We start from the raw sequence: 19,345 nt of genomic DNA, 5'->3' as shown, positions 1-19,345 counted from the left end.
TGGCGTGGTGAAGGTCTTGATCCTGGGCGGCACGGGGGAGGCCCGGTCCCTGGCCGCCGCGCTGGTGGAGCGCCCGGACACCGAGGTCGTGTCGTCACTGGCCGGGCGGGTCCGGAACCCGAAGCTTCCGGTCGGCGACGTGCGGGTCGGCGGTTTCGGCGGGCCGGAAGGGCTCGCGGACTGGCTGACGGCCGAGCAAGTCGACGCCGTGGTCGATGCCACCCACCCGTTCGCCCAACGCATCAGCGCCTCCGCCGCCGAAGCGGCCAGGCGCTCGGGCGTCCCACTGCTCATGCTGCGCCGCCCCGGTTGGTCGGCCCGCCCCGGCGACGACTGGCACTGGGTCGACGATCTCCCGGCCGCCGCCCGCCTGCTCCCGACCCTGGGGGAGCGGGTGTTCCTCACCACCGGCCGCCAGGGCCTCGCCGAGTTCGCCGACTGCCCGGGCTGGTTCCTGGTCCGCTGTGTGGACGCGCCCGAACCGCCTATGCCCACCGAGACGCACCTGCTGCTCGACCGCGGCCCCTACACCGTCGACGGCGAACGCGCCTTGCTGACCGAACACCGGATCGACGTGCTCGTCACCAAGGACAGCGGCGGCGCCCTCACCGTCGCCAAGCTCGACGCCGCCCGCGACCTGGACCTGCCTGTCGTGATCGTCCGCCGACCCCCGACCCCGGACGTCGAGCAAGTCCCCACCGTCGCCGAAGCCACCACCTGGCTCACGCGAGTCCCACGTTCCCGACACTGAGTCCCACGTTCCCGACACTGAGTTCCACGTTCCCGACAGTGAGTTCGCGGTTCAGGGACGGGACTGGATCAGTAGTTCGATCCCGTCGAGGGTCCGCGCGAGCCCGAACTCGAACCCGTCGGTGTCGAACGCGCCCGCCGCGGCGACCTTCGTCATCGCCGGGAACTTCGCCGCGGTGACGTAGGCGTTGAGCACCGGCTCCCGCTCGGCCCACCACTCCACCTCGGTCAGCCCGCTGCGCGCCGACGCCTTCTGCGCGTCGACCGAGACGAACGCCAGGCCGCGCACGTAGCTGTCCAGCAGCAGGTACACGCCGAGCATGTCGTCGGGTCCGAGCCCCGCCGACTCGGCCACCGCGAGCAGCGCGTCCATCCGCGCCGTCTCGTTGGGCCCCGGCAACTCGTGCGCGAGCGGCGCCATCAGCAGCCAGGGGTGCCGGTGATACGCCGCCCACAGCTCCCGCGCGTATCCCTCCAGGGCGGGCCGCCACCCTGCGGCCGGGTCCGGCACGGGCAACTCGCCCGACACCTGGTCCCGCATCGCGGCGACGAGGTCGGCTTTGCCGGGGACATAGGTGTAGAGCGACATGGTCCCGACGCCGAGCTTCTCCGCGACCCGGCGCATCGACAGGTCGGCCAGCCCGTCGCGGTCGGCCAGCTCGATTCCCGCGGCGACCACCGCGTCCACGGTCAGGTCCGGCCTGCGCCCCCGGCCGGTGTCCCCGGGCGAGCGCCAGAGCAGCGCCATCGTCCTCGCGGGTTCTCTGCGCTCAACTTTTTCGGCCACGCTCGCAACACCTTCCGTATGCTGTACGATACGGTGTACGAAAGCAGATCGTACGCTGTACCGCCAGTCTAGGAGAGCGCATGCGAATCACCCGTTTCACCGTGGCCGTCACCGTCGATGACGTGGTCGCGGGAGCGGAGTTCTACGTCAAGCACTTCGGGTTCCGGACGGTCGTGGCCGAGGACTTCCTCGCCAAGCTCCTGCACGACGACCCGGCGTACGAGCTGTGCCTGATCAAGACCGGCACCTTCGGCGAAGGCCCGCACGCGGCGGGTGTCGTCCTCGCGCTGGAAGTCGAGGACATCGAGGCCGAGGTCGCCAGGCTTGAGGCCGTAGGCGTGTCGATCACCGTCCCGATCCAGGACGAGGAGTGGGGCGAGCGGCTCTGTCAGGTCACCGACCCCAACGGGCTCACGGTGCAGCTCGTGCAGTGGGTGGGCGAACGCCCGGCGTAGTGCGCGACCCATCGCCGACGAAGGGACAATCACGACTTATGGGGATGATCGCGGCCGCCGCCGCAACCCGCCTCGCCAAGTGTGCGGCGGTTTTCGAACCGGGCGAGCCCGCGCGGACCGGGTCCGTGGCCTTCCACGGCGACCTGCCCGACGGGGTCGGCGCGCCCGGTGAGCTGGAGATCGCCGAGCCGAACGGCGAGGCGGTGACGGTGCCCGTCGTGCGGCTCTCCGTCGCCGACGCCGTGCCCGTGCTCACCCGCGCCCGGCGCGGCTCCGACGCCCACCCGGCGGCCGCGTTCTGGGGCGCGGCCGCCCTGGTGGGCCTGCAACTGGTGGCTCGCGGGCGGATCATGCCCGGGGTCACCGAGAACGGCTTCGACGCCTGGCGGGCGGGCCCACTCGACCCGGCCGACGCCGAACGCATCCGCGAACTGGCCGCCGCCATGCCCGCGGCGGCCCGGGCGGTCCCGGTCCCCGGCCGCACGCCACTGGAGTTGTCTGACGCGCACACGCTGGTGCGCGGATTCGTCGACGCGGTGGCCGACGGCATGCCCCGCACCGCCGCGGCGCCGCTCGTCGCGGGTGGCCCGCTGTTCGCGGCCCGGACACCGACGAAGGCACCCAAGCTGCGGGCGTGGTCCGACGAGCTGTCGGCGGGCATCGACGCGGGCGTGCGGGTCTCGTTGCGGCTGGAGGTGCCCGGCGGCGACTACAACTCGGGCGCGTTCCACGCCGTCGTCCAAGCACACTCGCTCGCCGACTCGGCCGTGGTGGTCGACGTGGAGAAGCTGTGGGCCGATGGCGGGCTTGGCCCCTCGGCCCGCATCGAGGTCACCCTCGCCCTGCGCCGCGCCGCCCGGGTGTGGCCGCCGCTGGAACCGCTGCTGTCTCGCGGGGTGCCCGACCGGCTGATCCTCGACGACGCCGACATCACCGACCTGTTCCTCCAGGCCCCGCGCCTGGCCGCGGCCGGGATCGACGTCCACTGGCCCAAGGAGCTACTGACGTCCATCTCGGCGAAGGTCGTGATCGGCCAGTCCGGCGCCGTGTCACAGCCACCGTCGAATCTGCGCTCGCTGCTCGGCGGCGACGGCGTGCTGTCGTTCGACTGGCAGCTCGCCCTCGGCGACCAGCCGCTGACCAAGGCCGAACTCGACCGACTCGCCGAGGCGCACCGACCGGTCGTGCGGCTTCGCGACCAGTGGGTTCTCGTCGACCCGGAGATCGCCCGCAAGGCGCGTGATCGCGAGTTGAAGCCGGTCAGCGCCGTGGAGGCGCTCGGGGTCGCGCTCGCGGGCACCACCGAGATCGACGGTGAGCGGGTCGCGGTCATCAGCACCAAGTGGCTCGACGACCTGCGGGCGCGCATCGCAGACCCCGACAGCGGCGCCGACGCGGTGCCCCAGCCCGCCGCGCTCGCCGCGACGCTGCGCGACTACCAGTTGCGCGGCCTGCGGTGGCTGGCCCGGATGACGTCTCTCGGCCTCGGCGGCTGCCTCGCCGACGACATGGGCTTGGGCAAGACGATCACGCTGATCGCCCTACACCTGCACCGGCAGTCCGAAAAGGACACTCAGGGTCCGACGCTGGTCGTGTGCCCGGCTTCGCTGCTGGGAAACTGGGAGCGCGAGATCACCCGGTTCGCGCCGGGGACGCCGGTCCGCCGCTACCACGGCAACGCCCGCACCCTGGCCGACGACGGCTTCGTCCTCACCACCTACGGCACCATGCGGATGGACGCCGAACAACTGGGCGCGCACCGCTGGGGCCTGCTCGTCGCCGACGAGGCCCAGCACGTGAAGAACCCGTCGTCCAGCACGGCCAAGGCGCTGCGCACGATTCCCGCCGACGCCCGGGTCGCGCTCACCGGCACGCCCGTGGAGAACAACCTGTCGGAGCTGTGGGCGGTTCTCGACTGGACCACGCCCGGCCTGCTCGGCACGCTTGGTGCTTTCCGCACCCAGTGGGCCAAGCCGATCGAGGCCGACCGTGACGAGGAACTCGCCCGGCGGCTGTCCAAGCTGGTTCGGCCGTTCCTGTTGCGGCGGCGCAAGTCCGACCCGGGCATCGCGCCGGAGTTGCCGCCCAAGACCGAGACCGACCAGCCGGTGTCGCTGAGCCACGAGCAGGCCGCGCTGTACACGGCCGTCGTGCGCGAGACGATGGAAAGCATTCGCCAGGCCGACGGGATGGCCCGGCGCGGGCTGGTGATGAAGCTGATCACCGGGCTCAAGCAGGTCTGCAACCACCCCGCGCAGTACCTCAAGGAGCCGTCGGCGAAGTTGGCCTGCCGGTCCGGAAAGCTCGAACTCCTCGACGAACTGCTCGACACGATCCTCGCCGAGGACGGCTCGGTCCTGGTCTTCACCCAGTACGTGACCATGGCCCGGCTGATCGAGCGACACCTGCGCGAGCGCGGGATCGGCGCGGCCCTGCTGCACGGCGGCACGCCCATTCCGCGCCGGGAGCAACTGGTCGCCGAGTTCACCGAGGGGACGTTCCCGGTGTTCCTGCTGTCGCTGAAGGCGGCGGGCACCGGGCTCAACCTGACCCGCGCCGACCACGTCGTGCACTACGACCGCTGGTGGAACCCGGCGGTCGAGGACCAGGCGACGGACCGGGCCTACCGGATCGGCCAGACCCGGCCGGTCCAGGTGCACCGGCTCATCGCCGAGGGAACACTGGAGGACCGCATCGCCGAAATGCTCGGCACCAAGCGAGACCTGGCCGACTCGATCCTCGCCTCCGGCGAGTCCGCGCTGACCGAGCTGTCCGATGTGGACCTGGCGGCGTTGGTGGAACTGCGGGGTGGCCGATGACAGCCCGCGGATTCCCCGCCTTCCCACCCGCCAAGCGGCGTCCGGGCCACTTCGCGCGCACCTGGTGGGGGCGGGCGTGGATCAAGGCCATGGAGGACTCGGCGCTCGACGAGCAGCAACTGCGGCAGGGGCGCAAGTACGCGTACACCGGGTACGTCGGGTCGATCACGGTCAGCCCTGGTCGGCTCGCGGCGACCGTGCGCGACTACGAGGACGACACGTCGTATCAGACGGTGATGCGGCTGGAACCGTTGTCGGAAGCCGAATGGCGGCGGTTTCTCGATCAGGTCGCGGTGCAGGCCGGTCACATCGCCGCTCTGCTCGACCGGGACGTGCCTGCCGAACTGGTGGACGCGGCGGCGGACGCGGGCGTGCGGCTGCTGCCGGACATCGGTGACCTCGACCCGGACTGCTCGTGTCCGGGCTGGGAGATGCCGTGCCGTCACGCGGCGGCCCTGGCGTATCAGGTGTCCTGGCTGTTGGACGCTGATCCGTTCGTGCTGCTCCTGCTGCGCGGCAAGGATGAGGCGGAGTTGTTGGGCGATCTGCATGGTCGTTCCGTTCCAGCTGTGACGGAGCAGGCGACTGAGGTCTTCGCTCGGTTGCCGGTGGGGCTGCCGGAGCCGCCGCCGATTCCTGACGGTCAGCCGACTGTGTTGTCGGTTCCGATTGCCGAGGGCATCGATCCGGAAGCCTTGGAGCTGCTCGCGACCGACGCGGCTGCTCGTGCCCGCGAGATGCTGACCGGCGACGTCCTCGACCTCGCGCGCCGACCTGACGCGATTCGCTACGCGGCGACCTATCCGGCCGCGGAAGCTCGGCTGCGGTCGGTTGAGGGGCTTGATCGGGCGGTCGCTGCTTGGCGCAATGGTGGGGAGCAGGGGTTGCGGGTGTTGGAGACTTCCTGGCAGCCGCCTGCTGCATCCCGTGCTCGCGCGGATGATGCTTTGGCTTCTGTCGCGGAACGTTCCGTTGCGGTGTATCGCAATCGGTGGACTGTGGGGGAGGTGCAGCTTCGGTTGGGGCGGGATGAGCGTTGGTATCCGTATCGGGACCGAGGTGGGGAGTGGTGGCCTGCCGCTCCGCCTCAGGCTGATGTCGCTGCTGCCTTGATCGCTGTGCTCGCCTGAGGTCGGGGTGCCTGTTTGGGTGGAGTGGTTTCTTTGTGGCCCCTACGAAGAAAGACCCCTGTCGTGGAGAGCGAGTGGGGAGCCTTCGGCCCACGAACACCGTAAGTTCAGGGGTCTTTCTTCACCCCCAAAGATGCCACGCCACCCAAACAGGCCGTTGCGTGGGCCCGTTGCGTTTCGTGGGGCTTGGGATAGGTGTCGGCTAGCCGGGGTAGGTGCGGGGGGTGAAGACCACTCGCGAGCCGTTGCCCCGGTCGACTACTCGTGTTTGTGATGAGCCGATCAGGAGGAGACAGCGCATGTCGACCGTGGTTGGGTCCAGGTCTTCCAGACCAATGATACGGATTGTCTCCTCTGGGCCGCCGACGTCACGGCCGATGACGACCGGGGTGTCAGGCTTGCGGTGCTTGAGTAGTAGATCCCTTGCTTCGCCGAGTTGCCAGGTGCGGGATTTCGATGCCGGGTTGTAAATGGCGATCACCAAGTCGGCTGCCGCCACCGCGTCGAGGCGATTGGTGATGACGTCCCATGGCTTCAGTCGATCCGACAGCGAGATAGTGCAGAAGTCGTGGCCCAAGGGCGCGCCGACCCGGCTGGCCACCGCCTGCGCGGCGGTGAGGCCGGGAAGGATTCGCACCGGCACATCCATCCACTGTGGATCGCCGGCCACCTCCAGCACGGCGGCGGCCATGGCGAACACGCCTGGGTCGCCCGAGGACACGACCGCCACGCGCCTGCCGCGCTTGGCCAGGTCCAAGGCGAACGCGGCGCGCTCTGCCTCGACCTGGTTGTCCGAGGCGTGCCTTCGCTGACGCGGGTTCGGGGGCACGCGGTCGAGGTAGGTGACGTAGCCGACCAGGTCGTCGGCCGTGGCCAAAGCGTCCTGTGCTTCGGGGGTGAGCCACGGTCGGCCCGCCGGCCCGGTGCCGACCACGACGACCTCGCCGACCGACTCCGTCGGCACCGGTGCGGCGGCCCGCCCTGCGACCCCGTCGTTGATCGGGCTGGGCAGCAGCGCCAGCGAGAAGTATGGAACCGTGGTCGGGTCCACTTCGGACAGCGGCATGCTGCGGCCCTGGTCCCAGGTCGCGCGTTCCACATACAGCGCCCGGTCAAGCTTGCCCGCCGCCTCGAAGGCCGCGCGGACCTTGCCGAAGGTGCGGCCCAGCTTCATCACCGCTGCCGAGTCCGTGGCCGCGAGGTGTCGGGCGAGGTCCTCCTCGGGCAGGGTTCCGGGCAGCACGGTCAGGACTTCCTCGCCCTCGACCAGCGGCCTGCCCAGGACCGCCGCCGCCGCGCTCACCGACGTGACGCCGGGGACGACCTCGGTCTTGTACCGGTCGCACAGCCGCTTGTGCATGTGCATGTACGAGCCGTAGAACAGCGGGTCGCCCTCGGCCAGGACCACGACATCGCGGCCCGCGTCCAGGTGCACGGCCAACCGGGCAGCGCTCTGCTCGTAGAACTCCGCCATGGCGCCCGCGTAGCCGCCCGGGTGGTCGGTGGTCTCGACGGTCAGCGGGTAGACCAACTGTTCCTCGATCTGTCCTTCCCGCAAGTACTTCGCGGCCACACCACGCGCGATCGACTTGCCGTGGCGGGCGCTGTGGTAGGCGATCACGTCGGCTTCGCCGATCAGCCGCGCGGCCTTGACCGTCATCAGTTCCGGGTCGCCGGGGCCGAGCCCGACTCCGTACAGGGTGCCCGTCATTCCAGCTCACTCGCGATCGCGTTGATCGCGGCCACGGCCATGGCGCTGCCGCCCCGCCGCCCGCGAACCACCAGGTACGGCACGCTTCCGTGTGCCGCCAAAGCTTCCTTCGACTCTGCCGCCCCGATGAAGCCCACCGGCAGGCCGAGAACGGCCGCCGGCTTGCCCGCGCCTTCGTCGATCATCTCCAGCAGGCGGAACAGCGCGGTCGGGGCATTGCCGATCGCCACCACGGAGCCTTCGAGCCTGTCGCGCCACAGCTCCATGGCCGCCGCGCTGCGCGTGTTGTCCAAAGTAGACGCCAGGTCGGGGACGCTCGGGTCCGACAGGGTGCAGAGGATCTCGTTGTCCGCGGGCAACCGCTTGCGCGTGACCCCGGAGGCGACCATGTGCGCGTCGCACAGGACCGGAGCGCCGTCGAGCAGGGCCGTGCGGGCGGCCCGGACGACGTCGGGGGAGTAAGCGAGGTCGCGCACCAAGTCGACCATGCCGCAGGCGTGGATCATGCGGACCGCGACGCGGGCCACGTCCTCGGGCAGCCCGGCGAGATCCGCCTCGGCCCGGATCGTGGCGAACGAGCGGCGGTAGATCTCCGCGCCGTCCCGGATGTAGTCGATCAAGGTTCCTGCCTTCCAGACACCTGGTAGCCGCTCTCGGTGGCCACCACGTCGATCACCTCGCCCGCGGGTCGTCCGCAGCGCCGAGCGCAGCCGGACCAGTGCGCGGGTCGGTCAAGGGGCCGGGCGTCCGCGCGGACGTCGGCCAGGGATTTCGCGCAGCCGGGCCGCCCGGTGCACGCGGTGACCCCGACCCACGGCGAAGCGGGGTCGGTGATCAAATCGGGCACGTCGGGCTCCGGCCCGGTGACCACCAGACCGCGCCACGGAGTCACCACGACGTCACGGCCCAGCCTCAGCGCCTGCTCGGAGGTCAACCGGCCCAAGGGGACCGCGACACCGAACCCGGCCGTGCCATCGGCGAACTCGACGGGACCCACCGGGCCGACCACGGCGGGCGCACCCGGCTCGACGCGGTCGGTCGTGGTGGGGAACCGTGCGGCGATGGCGCTCGCGTCCAACTCGGAGACCCGCCACTGCTCGGCGCGCAGTTCGAGGAACGTGCGGGCACACGCCAGCATCGTCGAGACCACGTCCGGCCGCGGCACCCGGACGCCGTGGTCCGCTCCGCCGAGCAAGATCGCGACCTCCGCGCCCACCGGCAGGGCGGCGACGTCCGCGCCCAGCCACGCCACGTCGCCGCGGCCGTCGTCGAAGACGAACAGGAACCGGCCGGACAGTGCCGCCAACTCCGGCGTCGCACACAGCTCGGCGTCCAGTTCGGCGGCCAAGCCGGGATCGCCCAGCGGCGAAGACATGATGTTGCGCACTTTCTCGTGCGTCAGCGACGGCAGCAGGCCCGCTTCGGCCAGCCGTGCGCCCAACTCGACCTCGGCGCCCTCGGCCAAACCGCGCACCTGAAGGTTCGCCCGGGAGGTCAACTCCAATACCCCGTCGCCCAGGTCAGCAGACGCTTCTGCGACGGCCCTGAGCTGCGCGAACGTCAGTCGACCGCCCGGGATCCGCACCCGCGCCAGGCCACCGTCAGCAGCCCGGTGGACGTCGAGCGCGCCCGGGCAGGCGTCGGCACCCGAGCGGCGGTGGGAGATAGGCACCGACCGAATATAGGGTGAGCCCGACACTGCGATGGCAGGTGGAGGAAGCCGGTGCGAATCCGGCGCGGTCCCGCCACTGTCACCGGGGAATCGCTTCCCCGGAAAGCCAGGAACTCCCGTCATCGCGACCACGACCCGGGGCGCGGACCCCAGGAAGGGCCTCATGATCCTGCTCTTGTCGACCTCCGACACCGACCTGCTCTCCGCGCGTGCCAGCGGCGCCGACTACCGGCTCGGCAACCCCGCCCGGCTGGGTGTGGACGACCTGCCCGCCCTGCTCGACGGCGTCGACGTGGTCATCGTCCGCCTCCTCGGCGGCCGCCGGGCCTGGGAGGAAGGCCTCGACGCCCTCCTCGCGGACAACCGCCCAGTCGTCGTCCTCGGTGGCGAGGCGGCGCCGGACGCGGAGCTGATGGAGTGCTCGACCGCTCCCGTCGGCGTGGTCGCGCAGGCGCACAGCTACCTCGCGCACGGCGGCGGCGACAACCTGCGCGAGCTTTTCCACTTCCTGTCCGACACGCTGCTGCTCACCGGCAACGGCTTCGCCAAGCCGGTCGAGCTGGCCACCTGGGGACCGCTGGAGCGCGAGCCGCGACGCACCGAGGGGCCGAAGATCGGCATCCTCTACTACCGCGCCCACCACATCGCCGGGAACACCGCGTTCGTCGAAGCCCTGTCCTGTGCCGTCGAGGACGCGGGCGGCCAGGCCGTCCCGGTCTACTGCGCCTCGCTGCGCACCGCCTCCGAAGAGCTCCTCGAAGTGCTGGGCACGGTCGACGCGCTGGTCGTCACCGTGCTCGCGGCGGGCGGCACCCGCCCCGCCGACGCGGGTGCGGGCGGCGACGACGGCGCCTGGGACGTCGGCGCGCTGGCCGCGCTCGACATCCCGATCCTGCAAGGCCTGTGCCTGACGTCGAGCCGGTCCACGTGGGAGGAGAGCGACGACGGCCTGTCCCCGCTCGACACCGCCACCCAGGTCGCCGTGCCCGAGTTCGACGGCCGGATCATCACCGTCCCGTTCTCCTTCAAGGAGCAGGACAAGGACGGCCTGTCGGTCTACGTCGCCGACCCCGAGCGGGCCGCCCGCGTCGCCGGAATCGCCGTCAAGCACGCGACCCTGCGCCACGTCCCGGCCGCCGAGCGCAAGATCGCGCTGATGCTGTCGGCCTACCCGACCAAGCACGCCCGCATCGGCAACGCCGTCGGCCTCGACACCCCGGCCAGCGCGATCGCCCTGCTCAACGCCATGAAGGACGCGGGCTACGACGTCGGCGACCTGCCCGGCGTCTCGGCGGGCGACGGCGACGCACTGATCCACGCGCTCATCGAGGCGGGCGGCCAGGACCCGAACTGGCTCACCGAGAAGCAGCTCTCCGGCAACCCGGTCCGCATCTCCGCAGCCGAGTACCGCACCTGGTACGAGACGCTGCCCGAGGACCTGCGCGCGTCGATGGAGGAGCACTGGGGCCCGGCCCCGGGCACACTGTTCGTCGACCACTCGAACGACCCCGAGGGTGAGATCGTCCTCGCCGCGCTGCAGGCGAACAACGTCGTGCTCATCGTCCAGCCGCCGCGCGGCTTCGGCGAGAACCCAGTCGCGATCTACCACGACCCGGACCTGCCGCCGAGCCACCACTACCTGGCCGCGTACCGCTGGGTCGCGGGCAGCTTCGGCGCGCACGCGATGATCCACCTCGGCAAGCACGGCAACCTGGAATGGCTGCCCGGCAAGAACCTCGGCATGTCCGCCTCCTGCGGGACCGACGCCGCGCTCGGCGACATGCCGCTGATCTACCCGTTCCTGGTCAACGACCCTGGCGAGGGCACCCAGGCCAAGCGCCGCGCCCACGCCACCCTGGTCGACCACCTGGTCCCGCCGATGGCCCGGGCCGAGAGCTACGGCGACACCGCCCGCCTGGAGCAGCTGCTCGACGAGCACTCCAACATCGCCGCGATGGACCCGGCGAAGCTGCCCGCGATCCGCGCCCAGATCTGGACGCTGATCCAGGCCGCCAAGCTCGACCACGACCTCGGCCTGGAAGACCGCCCGCACGACGCCGAGTTCGATGACTTCCTGCTGCACGTCGACGGCTGGCTGTGCGAGATCAAGGACGTCCAGATCCGCGACGGCCTGCACACCCTCGGCCTCGCGCCGACCGGGGCGGCCCGGGTCAACCTGGTCAACTCGATGCTGCGCGCCCGCCAGATGTGGGGCGGCAAGGCGTCCGCGCTCCCCGGCCTGCGCGAGGCGCTCGGGCTGTCGGAGGACGGTTCGGAGACCCGCACCAAGACCGACGAGATCGACGCCCGGGCACTTGCCCTCGTCGAGGCCATGGAGACCCACGACTGGTCGATCGACGCGGCCACCCAGGTCACCCGCGAGGTGCTCGGGACTGCCAACGAGGCCGTCACCGAGGTCCTGACCTTCGCCGCCTTGGAGGTCGTCCCGCGGCTGGCGAAGACGACCGACGAGATCGACCACATCCTGCACGCCCTCGACGGCGGCTACGTCCCCGCGGGCCCGAGCGGCTCGCCGCTGCGCGGCCTGATCAACGTGCTGCCCACCGGCCGAAACTTCTACTCGGTGGACCCGAAGGCGATCCCGAGCAGGCTCGCCTGGGAGACCGGCGCGGCCATGGCGGAGTCTCTTGTGGACCGCTACAAGACCGACACCGGCGAGTTTCCCCGCTCGGTCGGCCTGTCGGTGTGGGGCACCTCCGCCATGCGCACGGCGGGCGACGACATCGCCGAGGTGTTGGCACTCATGGGTGTCCGCCCGGTGTGGGACGAGGCGTCGCGCCGGGTCAGCGGCCTGGAAGTGATCTCCCTGGAGGAACTGGGCCGTCCGCGCATCGACGTCACCGTACGCATCTCCGGGTTCTTCCGCGACGCTTTCCCCCACGTCGTCTACCTCTTGGACGACGCCGTGCGACTGGTGGCGGCCCTGGAAGAGTCCGAAGAGGACAACTATGTGCGCGCTCATGTCCTGGCGGACAACGCCAAGGACGAACGCCGCGCGACGACTCGAATCTTCGGCTCCAAGCCCGGCGCCTACGGCGCGGGCCTGCTGCCCCTGATCGACAGCCACAACTGGCGCGACGACTCGGACCTGGCCGAGGTCTACGCGGTCTGGGGCGGCTTCGCCTACGGCCGCGACCTCGACGGAGCCCCCGCCCGCGAGGACATGGAATCGGCCTACAAGCGGATCGCGGTGGCCGCCAAGAACGTCGACAGCCGCGAACACGACATCGCCGACTCCGACGACTACTACCAGTACCACGGCGGCATGATCGCCACCGTCCGCGCGCTCACCGGAAAGGCCCCGGCCGCCTACATCGGCGACAGCACCAGGCCGGAGTCGGTCCGCACCCGCTCGCTGGAAGAGGAGACCAACAGGGTCTTCCGCTCCAGGGTGGTCAACCCCCGCTGGATCGAAGCCATGCGCCGCCACGGCTACAAGGGCGCTTTCGAACTGGCGGCGACTGTGGACTACCTGTTCGGCTACGACGCCACGACAGGCGTAGTCGCCGACTGGATGTACGACAAACTGGCGCAGACCTACGCCCTGGACCCGGAGAACCGCAAGTTCCTCACCGAGTCCAACCCCTGGGCCCTGCACGGCATCGCGGAACGACTGCTGGAAGCGGCGGAACGCAAGATGTGGGCCGACCCCGACCCGGCGACCCTGCAGCAGCTCCAGGAGCTATACCTGCAGGTAGAGGGTGACATCGAAGCAGGCTCGGAGTAGTGCAGTAGCGATGGCTGTGGATTCGGCCCGAGACGCGGAAGCAGACGGGCCGATCCCACCAGCGAGCAGGCGGCGGCCCGACCTGACCACCAATAGAACGCAACAGCCAAACAGGCACCCCCCGCTAACGACCCTGTGAAGCAACGCGAACTGGTGCAGGGACACAAAAGCCACCAGTGTCGAAGACATGAACCTCACAGGCATCTTCGTCCCACTGATCACCCCCTTCACCGCAGATGATCAGGTCGACCGCCGCTCCCTGGCAGCGCTCGCCCACGAAGTCCTGACGGACGGCGCCACCGGCCTGGTCGCCCTCGGAACCACAGCCGAGGTAGCAACTCTCGACCCCCAAGAACGCGCCACAGTCATCGAAATCTGCGCGGAAGTGGCCCGAGAACGCCACGTCCCCCTGATCATCGGCGCCGGAGGCAACGCAACCGCGGCCGCCGTGCGAGCCCTCAACGAACTCCCGGAGGCAGCGGCCGCCCTCACCCTCGTCCCACCCTTCACCCGCCCCAGCGAGGAAGGCGTGGTCGAGCACTTCCGCGTCCTCGCGAAGAACAGCCCAGTCCCCCTGATCGTCTACAACGTCCCCTACCGAACAGCCCTCACCCTCTCCGCCGAAACAGTCCTCCGCATAGCCGAGATCCCCGGAATCATCGGCACCAAGCACAGCGTCGGCGCGCTCGACGCCGCCACGATCGCGATTCTGGCCCATCGCCCAGCAGGCTTCGCCGTGCTCGCGGGTGACGACGTCCTCGCCGGACCGCTGCTCGCCCTCGGCGCCGAAGGCGGCATCCTCGCCTCCGCTCATGTGCGCACCGCGGCCCACGTCGAACTGGTCGACGCCTGGGCCAAGGGCGACGTCGAGCGGGCCCGCGTCCTGGGCCACCGATTGGCTGATCTCTCCGCCGCTCTGTTCGCCGAGCCCAACCCCGCGGTGATCAAGGCGGTCCTGCACGACCAGGGCCGAATCGCCACCCCCGCGGTGCGGCTTCCGCTCTTGCCCGCGTCGGCGTCGGCACTAGCGTCGGCGAGCGCGCGCCTCGCGTTCGACCTACCGTGACTGACGGTTGACCCGCGCCGCGCGCGGGTACCCCGGTCTTCAGACGGCGAAGGGATTGAGATGACCGACGACGTGATCGAACTGATCCTCGCTGACCACCGGCTCTTCGAGGACCTGTTCCGAGACCTGCGGGACGACACGAACGACCGGGCGAAGGTGCTGGCCGAGTTGTCCACCCGCCTGGTCGCGCACGCCGAGGCCGAGGAGGCCGAGGTCTACCCGGCGCTGCGGAAGTTCCGCAAGATCGACGCCGAAGAGGTCGAGCACGGCGCGGAGGAGCACGCGGAGGGGCACCAGGCGCTGCTGGCCCTCCTCGAGATCGAGGACACCTCCTCCGAGGAGTGGGAAGACCACCTGCAGAAGCTGGTCGAGGCAATCAACCACCACCTCGACGAGGAGGAGCGGACGATCCTCAACGACGCCCGCGACACGGTGCCCGACGAGCGGCGCGCCGAACTGGGGACGAAGTTCGCCGAGGCGCGTGAGGACCGGATCGCCGCGGGGTGCGGGGACCTGGAGTACGTCCGCGAACTGGCGGCGCGCACCGAGGACCGGATCGACGAGTGAGAGGACGAGAACGATGATCCTGCGCAGGCTGGCCCGACCGATGCTCGCCGCGATCTTCATCTCCGGCGGGATCGAGGCGTTGCGCAACCCGGCGGCACACGCGGAGGCGGCGAAGCCGTTGCTGGACACCATGATCGGCACGGCGGGCGACCGGCTGCCCGCCCAGGTGCCGACCGACCCGCAGACCCTGGTGAAGATCGACGGCGCGGTCAAGGTCGGCGCGGGGGTGGCGCTCGCCCTGAACAAGTTCCCGCGGGCCGCGTCGCTACTGCTCGCGGGGAGCCTGGTGCCGACCACGTTGGCCACGCACCGCTTCTGGGACGAGAAGGACAGCGCGGTCGCGACCAACCAGCGGATCCACTTCATGAAGAACGTCGGGCTGCTCGGCGGCCTGCTGCTGGCCGTGGGCGACACCGAGGGCAAGCCGTCGCTGGGCTGGCGGGCTCGGCGGGCCACCCGCCAGGTCAACAAGCGGGCTCATGAGCTGGGCGAATGGGCCCATGACGCGGGTGAGTCGGTGACCGAGACGGTGGCCGAGGCGCCGCGCAAGGCCCGCAAGGCGCTGGCGGGCGTGCTGCCCGGCTGAGCCCACTGAGGCGCGGGTCACGTCCGACTGCTCCGCGGGACGCGGGTTTTGTCCTGACCTCCTATTAGGTTGGGACAAAGTCCCGTGGAGGTGTCCGTGATCCGTGTGCCCGCCGAGTCCGCGCTGCGTCGAGCCCTGCGCCGAGCGCGCGACGGTGTCACGCTTGACCAGGTCGAAGCCGAGGTGCTGCTGCACGCTCGCGGCGAGCACCTCGACGACCTGTACGACACCGCCTCCCGCATCCGCGACGCGGGTCTGGAGGCGGCCGGGCGGCCCGGGGTCATCACGTACTCGCGCAAGGTCTTCATCCCGCTGACCCGGCTGTGCCGCGACCGCTGCCACTACTGCACGTTCGCCACGGTCCCGCACCGCCTTCCCGCGCCGTTCCTGAGCCCCGACGAGGTCCTGGAGATCGCGCGCGCAGGCGCGGCGATGGGCTGCAAGGAAGCGCTGTTCACCCTAGGCGACCGGCCGGAGGACCGCTGGGACGCCGCCGCGGACTGGCTGGAAGCCGCCGGCTACCCCGACACGCTGTCCTATGTCCGCGCGATGGCCATCCGGGTGTTGGAGGAGACCGGCCTGCTGCCGCACCTCAACCCGGGCGTGCTCAGCTGGACCGACCTGCAGCGGCTCAAGCCGGTCGCGCCGTCGATGGGCATGATGCTGGAGACGACCTCGGAGAAGCTGTGGGCCGAGCCCGGTGGGCCCCACTACGGCTCCCCGGACAAGGAGCCCTCGGTCCGGCTGCGGGTGCTGGAGGACGCGGGCCGCTCGGCTGTGCCGTTCACCACGGGTGTGCTGATCGGCATCGGCGAGACTCTGGCCGACCGGATCGAGTCGCTGTTCGCGATCCGCGGTGTGTCCCGGCGCTACGGCGGCATCCAGGAAGTCATCATCCAGAACTTTCGCGCGAAGCCCGACACGGCGATGCGCGGCATGCCGGACGCGGAGGCCGAGGAGTTGGCCGCGACTGTCGCCGTCGCCCGGGTCATCCTCGGGCCGAAGGCCCGCATCCAGGCCCCGCCGAATCTCATCGGCGGCGAGTTCGAGCTCCTCGTGCGCGCGGGCATCGACGACTGGGGCGGCGTCTCACCGCTCACCCCGGACCATGTCAACCCCGAACGCCCCTGGCCGCACATCGACGAGCTGGCGGAGCGGACGGCGGCGGCCGGATTCCGGCTGGCCGAGCGGCTGACGATCTACCCCGAGTACCTGCGCCGCGGCGAGCCGTGGCTCGACCCCCGGCTGTCCGCGCACGTGGCCGCGCTGGCCGACCCGGACACCGGGCTGGCCGTCGAGTCGGCGCCGCTGGTCGGCAGGCCGTGGCAGGAGCCGGAGGTCTCGCTCGCCCAGTCCGGCCGAACCGACCTGAACACGTCGATCGACACCGAGGGCCGCACGAGCGACCGCCGCGACGACTTCGACTCCGTCTACGGCGACTGGGACGAGTTGCGCGGACAGGTCACGCAGCGTCCCGCCGCGGCCTTATCCGACGGTGTCGTGCGCCCGGAGTTCCTGGAGGCGTTGCGGCACGCGGAGAAGGACCCGAGCGGACTGTCCGATGCGGACTCGTTGACTCTGCTGTCGGCCGGTGCGGGCGCGGAGATCGAAGCCCTGGCGGAGCTGGCCGACGGCCTGCGCCGCGACGCGGTGGGCGACGTGGTCACCTACGTGGTCACGCGCAACATCAACTTCACCAACGTCTGCTACACCGGCTGCCGGTTCTGCGCGTTCGCCCAGCGCCGCACCGACGCCGACGCGTACACGCTGTCGCTGGACCAGGTCGGGCAGCGCGCCGAGGAGGCCTGGTCGGTGGGCGCCACCGAGGTCTGCATGCAGGGCGGCATCCACCCCGACCTGCCCGGCACCGCGTACTTCGACATCGCCGCCGAGGTCAAGCGCCGCGCGCCCGGCCTGCATGTGCACGCGTTCTCGCCGATGGAGGTCGTCAACGGCGCCAGCCGCACCGACCTGTCCATCCGCGACTGGCTGACCGCGGCCCGGGAGGCGGGTGTCGACTCGCTGCCCGGCACGGCCGCGGAAATCCTCGACGACGAGGTGCGGTGGGTGCTCACCAAGGGCAAGCTGCCCACCGCCACCTGGCTCGAAGTGGTGACGACCGCGCACGACCTGGGCATTCCCACGACGTCGACGATGATGTACGGCCACGTCGACCGGCCCGAGCACTGGGTCGCGCACCTCAAGCTGCTCGCCCGCACCCAGGAGCGCACGGGCGGGTTCAGCGAGTTCGTCCTGCTGCCGTTCGTCCACACCAACGCGCCGCTGTACCTGGCGGGCATCGCCCGGCCGGGCCCCACGCACCTGGAGAACCGCGCGGTGCACGCGCTGGCCCGGATCCTGTTGCACGGGCGGATCGCCAACATCCAGACCAGCTGGGTCAAGCTCGGCGACGGCGGCGTGGTCGACGTGCTTCGCGGCGGGGCGAACGACCTCGGCGGCACCCTGATGGAGGAGACCATCAGCCGCATGGCGGGCAGCGACAACGGCAGCTACAAGACGATCGCCGACCTGGAGGCCCTCGCCACCGCGGCGGGCAGGCCGTCGAGGCAGCGGACCACCACCTACGGTGTCGTGCCGGAGGAACGCCTCGCGACGGCCCGAGCGCACGACGGGGTGTGGAAACCCACGCTGCTGCCGCTGCTGGGGCCCTGACCAGCGACGTTCGGAGTTGTCGGTAAATGACAGAATCCCTGCGTGTTCCCGCACGCGCAGTGAGGTGTTTTGGTCGTTGAATACCGCTCCACAAGGCGATACCTTGCGACACCGCGCATGATCGAAGGGGCGCGACGCATCGTGGAGGTTTGTGGTGGATCGATACGAACGCTTGAGCGCTCTGCTCGACATGCTCGGCCAGAGCGGCAAGGTGGACGTCGAAGACTTGGCCCGGGACCTCGACGTCTCCGCGGCCACCATCCGTCGCGACCTCGACCACCTGGCTGAGCAGCAGCTGCTGACCCGCACTCGCGGGGGAGCGGTCGCGAACAACGTGGCCTACGACCTGCCGCTGCGCTACAAGACGGCCCGCCACGCCTCGGAGAAGGAGCGCATCGGCAAGGCCGCCGCGGCGCTGGTGTCCCGCGGTGCGGTCATCGGCCTCAATGGAGGCACCACCACCACCGAGATCGGCCGTGCCCTGGCCATCCGCCCGGACTTCGCCCAATCGGATGAACCGGGCGTCACCGTGGTGACCAACGCGCTGAACATCGCCAACGAACTCGCGGTCCGCCCACACGTGAAGATCGTGGTCACCGGGGGAGTGGCCCGCCCCCAGTCCTTCGAACTGAGCGGCCCCCTGGCGACGCGAATCCTTGACGAGATCACCCTGGACATCATCTTCCTGGGCGTCGACGCGGTGGACCCCCTTCGAGGTGCTTATGCCCACCATGAGGGCGAGGCCAGCATCAACCGCCTGATGACCCAGCGGGCACGGCAGGTGGTGTGCATTGCCGACAGCTCGAAACTGGGCAAGCACGCGTTCGCCCAGATCTGCCCGACCGCGGCGATCAACATCCTGATCACCGACTCGGAAGCGTCCGCGGAGACCGTCGCGGCCTTCGAGGCTGAGGGCGTCGACGTCCGCATCGTGTGATGAGGATCGACTGGACCCTCAGCGGCCACGGCTGGGCCCGATGCCTCGTCAGCGACGACAACACCACCGCGGAAATCGAAGCGTCCTACATCAGCGCGGCACCGGAAGACCTGCTGACGGCTGTGACGCGGCTTGTGCTGGGCGAGCCGGAGACGACGGTCCAGTTCGAGGCCGAGCCTGAGGCGTTTCGGTGGGTCTTCCGCCGGGACGGGCGTTCGGTGGGAGTGCGGGTGCTCCATATGCCTCGGGGGACCGAGGTCTGGGTTGGCAGTCAAGGCATTGATGCCTTGGGGCGGGCGTTCGTCCGCTGCTTCGATGAGGTGGCACACGTGCACGGGGTGGACGGATATCAGGCCATGTGGGGACGCCCGTTTCCGACCTTCGAACTCGAAGCGCTTCGCGCAGCTTGGCGACCCACCGGTAGGTCGGCGATTGGCTGATGTT

At 70.4% G+C, this 19,345-nt stretch carries 15 protein-coding genes and 1 riboswitch; of the genes, 11 read left to right on the top strand and 4 right to left on the bottom strand.

The window, feature by feature from the left end; genetic code table 11:
• Nucleotides 1-7 precede the first annotated feature (7 nt).
• Complete coding sequence (locus GPZ80_RS22240; protein WP_312880495.1) at nucleotides 8-751, top strand: cobalt-precorrin-6A reductase; 744 nt, start codon at nucleotides 8-10, stop codon at nucleotides 749-751.
• 51 nt (nucleotides 752-802) lie between these two features.
• Here the strand turns inward: GPZ80_RS22240 and GPZ80_RS22235 are convergent, their stop codons facing one another.
• Nucleotides 803-1,537, bottom strand: coding sequence for a TetR/AcrR family transcriptional regulator (locus GPZ80_RS22235; RefSeq protein ID WP_187222940.1), 735 nt, complete (start codon nucleotides 1,535-1,537; stop codon nucleotides 803-805).
• An 80-nt stretch (nucleotides 1,538-1,617) separates the two neighbouring features.
• Between GPZ80_RS22235 and GPZ80_RS22230 the strand changes: the two genes are divergently transcribed.
• The 3 genes from GPZ80_RS22230 to GPZ80_RS22220 all read left to right on the top strand — a co-directional run bounded on the left by GPZ80_RS22230 (nucleotide 1,618) and on the right by GPZ80_RS22220 (nucleotide 5,941).
• Nucleotides 1,618-1,992: a VOC family protein gene (locus GPZ80_RS22230; RefSeq protein WP_187222939.1), complete on the top strand. Its 375-nt coding sequence runs from the start codon at nucleotides 1,618-1,620 to the stop codon at nucleotides 1,990-1,992.
• A 38-nt stretch (nucleotides 1,993-2,030) separates the two neighbouring features.
• The gene (locus GPZ80_RS22225; protein ID WP_187222938.1) at nucleotides 2,031-4,811 is read left to right on the top strand and encodes an SCO1167/SCO6262 family helicase; all 2,781 of its coding nucleotides are present in this window, start codon (nucleotides 2,031-2,033) and stop codon (nucleotides 4,809-4,811) included.
• An 89-nt stretch (nucleotides 4,812-4,900) separates the two neighbouring features.
• Nucleotides 4,901-5,941 (top strand): SWIM zinc finger family protein, encoded by a 1,041-nt coding sequence (locus GPZ80_RS22220; protein ID WP_246477349.1) that lies wholly within the window; start codon nucleotides 4,901-4,903, stop codon nucleotides 5,939-5,941.
• Between the two features lie 202 nt (nucleotides 5,942-6,143).
• On the opposite strand, the gene GPZ80_RS22215 is transcribed toward GPZ80_RS22220, so the two are convergent.
• The 3 genes from GPZ80_RS22215 to GPZ80_RS22205 are packed head-to-tail and all read right to left on the bottom strand — an operon-like array spanning nucleotide 6,144 to nucleotide 9,324.
• The gene (locus GPZ80_RS22215) at nucleotides 6,144-7,652 is read right to left on the bottom strand and encodes a precorrin-2 C(20)-methyltransferase (RefSeq protein ID WP_187222936.1); all 1,509 of its coding nucleotides are present in this window, start codon (nucleotides 7,650-7,652) and stop codon (nucleotides 6,144-6,146) included.
• Nucleotides 7,649-8,272, bottom strand: a complete 624-nt coding sequence (locus GPZ80_RS22210) for a precorrin-8X methylmutase (RefSeq protein ID WP_187222935.1) — start codon at nucleotides 8,270-8,272, stop codon at nucleotides 7,649-7,651. The genes GPZ80_RS22215 and GPZ80_RS22210 overlap by 4 nt, the downstream gene beginning before the upstream one ends.
• The gene (locus tag GPZ80_RS22205; protein ID WP_187222934.1) at nucleotides 8,269-9,324 is read right to left on the bottom strand and encodes a ferredoxin-like domain-containing protein; all 1,056 of its coding nucleotides are present in this window, start codon (nucleotides 9,322-9,324) and stop codon (nucleotides 8,269-8,271) included. Before GPZ80_RS22205 ends, GPZ80_RS22210 begins: the two co-directional genes overlap by 4 nt.
• A gap of 15 nt (nucleotides 9,325-9,339) precedes the next feature.
• A riboswitch (cobalamin riboswitch) is annotated at nucleotides 9,340-9,459 on the top strand.
• Between the two features lie 28 nt (nucleotides 9,460-9,487).
• Between GPZ80_RS22205 and cobN the strand changes: the two genes are divergently transcribed.
• The 7 genes from cobN to GPZ80_RS22170 all read left to right on the top strand — a co-directional run bounded on the left by cobN (nucleotide 9,488) and on the right by GPZ80_RS22170 (nucleotide 19,341).
• On the top strand, nucleotides 9,488-13,072 hold the full coding sequence (cobN, locus tag GPZ80_RS22200) for a cobaltochelatase subunit CobN (RefSeq protein WP_187222933.1): 3,585 nt from the start codon (nucleotides 9,488-9,490) through the stop codon (nucleotides 13,070-13,072).
• A 187-nt stretch (nucleotides 13,073-13,259) separates the two neighbouring features.
• Nucleotides 13,260-14,138 (top strand): 4-hydroxy-tetrahydrodipicolinate synthase, encoded by an 879-nt coding sequence (gene dapA / locus GPZ80_RS22195; protein ID WP_187222932.1) that lies wholly within the window; start codon nucleotides 13,260-13,262, stop codon nucleotides 14,136-14,138.
• Nucleotides 14,139-14,198: 60 nt separating this feature from the next.
• A complete protein-coding gene (locus GPZ80_RS22190) occupies nucleotides 14,199-14,705 on the top strand; it encodes a hemerythrin domain-containing protein (RefSeq protein ID WP_187222931.1) in 507 nt (168 codons plus the stop codon).
• Nucleotides 14,706-14,718: 13 nt separating this feature from the next.
• Entirely contained in the window at nucleotides 14,719-15,291 is a 573-nt protein-coding gene (locus GPZ80_RS22185) for a DoxX family protein (protein ID WP_187222930.1), read from the top strand.
• A 123-nt stretch (nucleotides 15,292-15,414) separates the two neighbouring features.
• Nucleotides 15,415-17,964 carry a bifunctional FO biosynthesis protein CofGH gene (locus tag GPZ80_RS22180; RefSeq protein WP_246477361.1) on the top strand — a complete coding sequence of 850 codons (2,550 nt, stop codon included), beginning with the start codon at nucleotides 15,415-15,417 and terminating at the stop codon, nucleotides 17,962-17,964.
• 154 nt (nucleotides 17,965-18,118) lie between these two features.
• On the top strand, nucleotides 18,119-18,901 hold the full coding sequence (locus tag GPZ80_RS22175; protein WP_187222928.1) for a DeoR/GlpR family DNA-binding transcription regulator: 783 nt from the start codon (nucleotides 18,119-18,121) through the stop codon (nucleotides 18,899-18,901).
• Nucleotides 18,901-19,341 (top strand): hypothetical protein, encoded by a 441-nt coding sequence (locus GPZ80_RS22170; protein ID WP_187222927.1) that lies wholly within the window; start codon nucleotides 18,901-18,903, stop codon nucleotides 19,339-19,341. Before GPZ80_RS22175 ends, GPZ80_RS22170 begins: the two co-directional genes overlap by 1 nt.
• Nucleotides 19,342-19,345 lie beyond the last annotated feature (4 nt).

It is taken from the genome of Actinokineospora xionganensis, from assembly GCF_014323725.1.
Taxonomy (GTDB): domain Bacteria; phylum Actinomycetota; class Actinomycetes; order Mycobacteriales; family Pseudonocardiaceae; genus Actinokineospora; species Actinokineospora xionganensis.
This window is presented reverse-complemented; position numbering and strand designations above follow the sequence as displayed.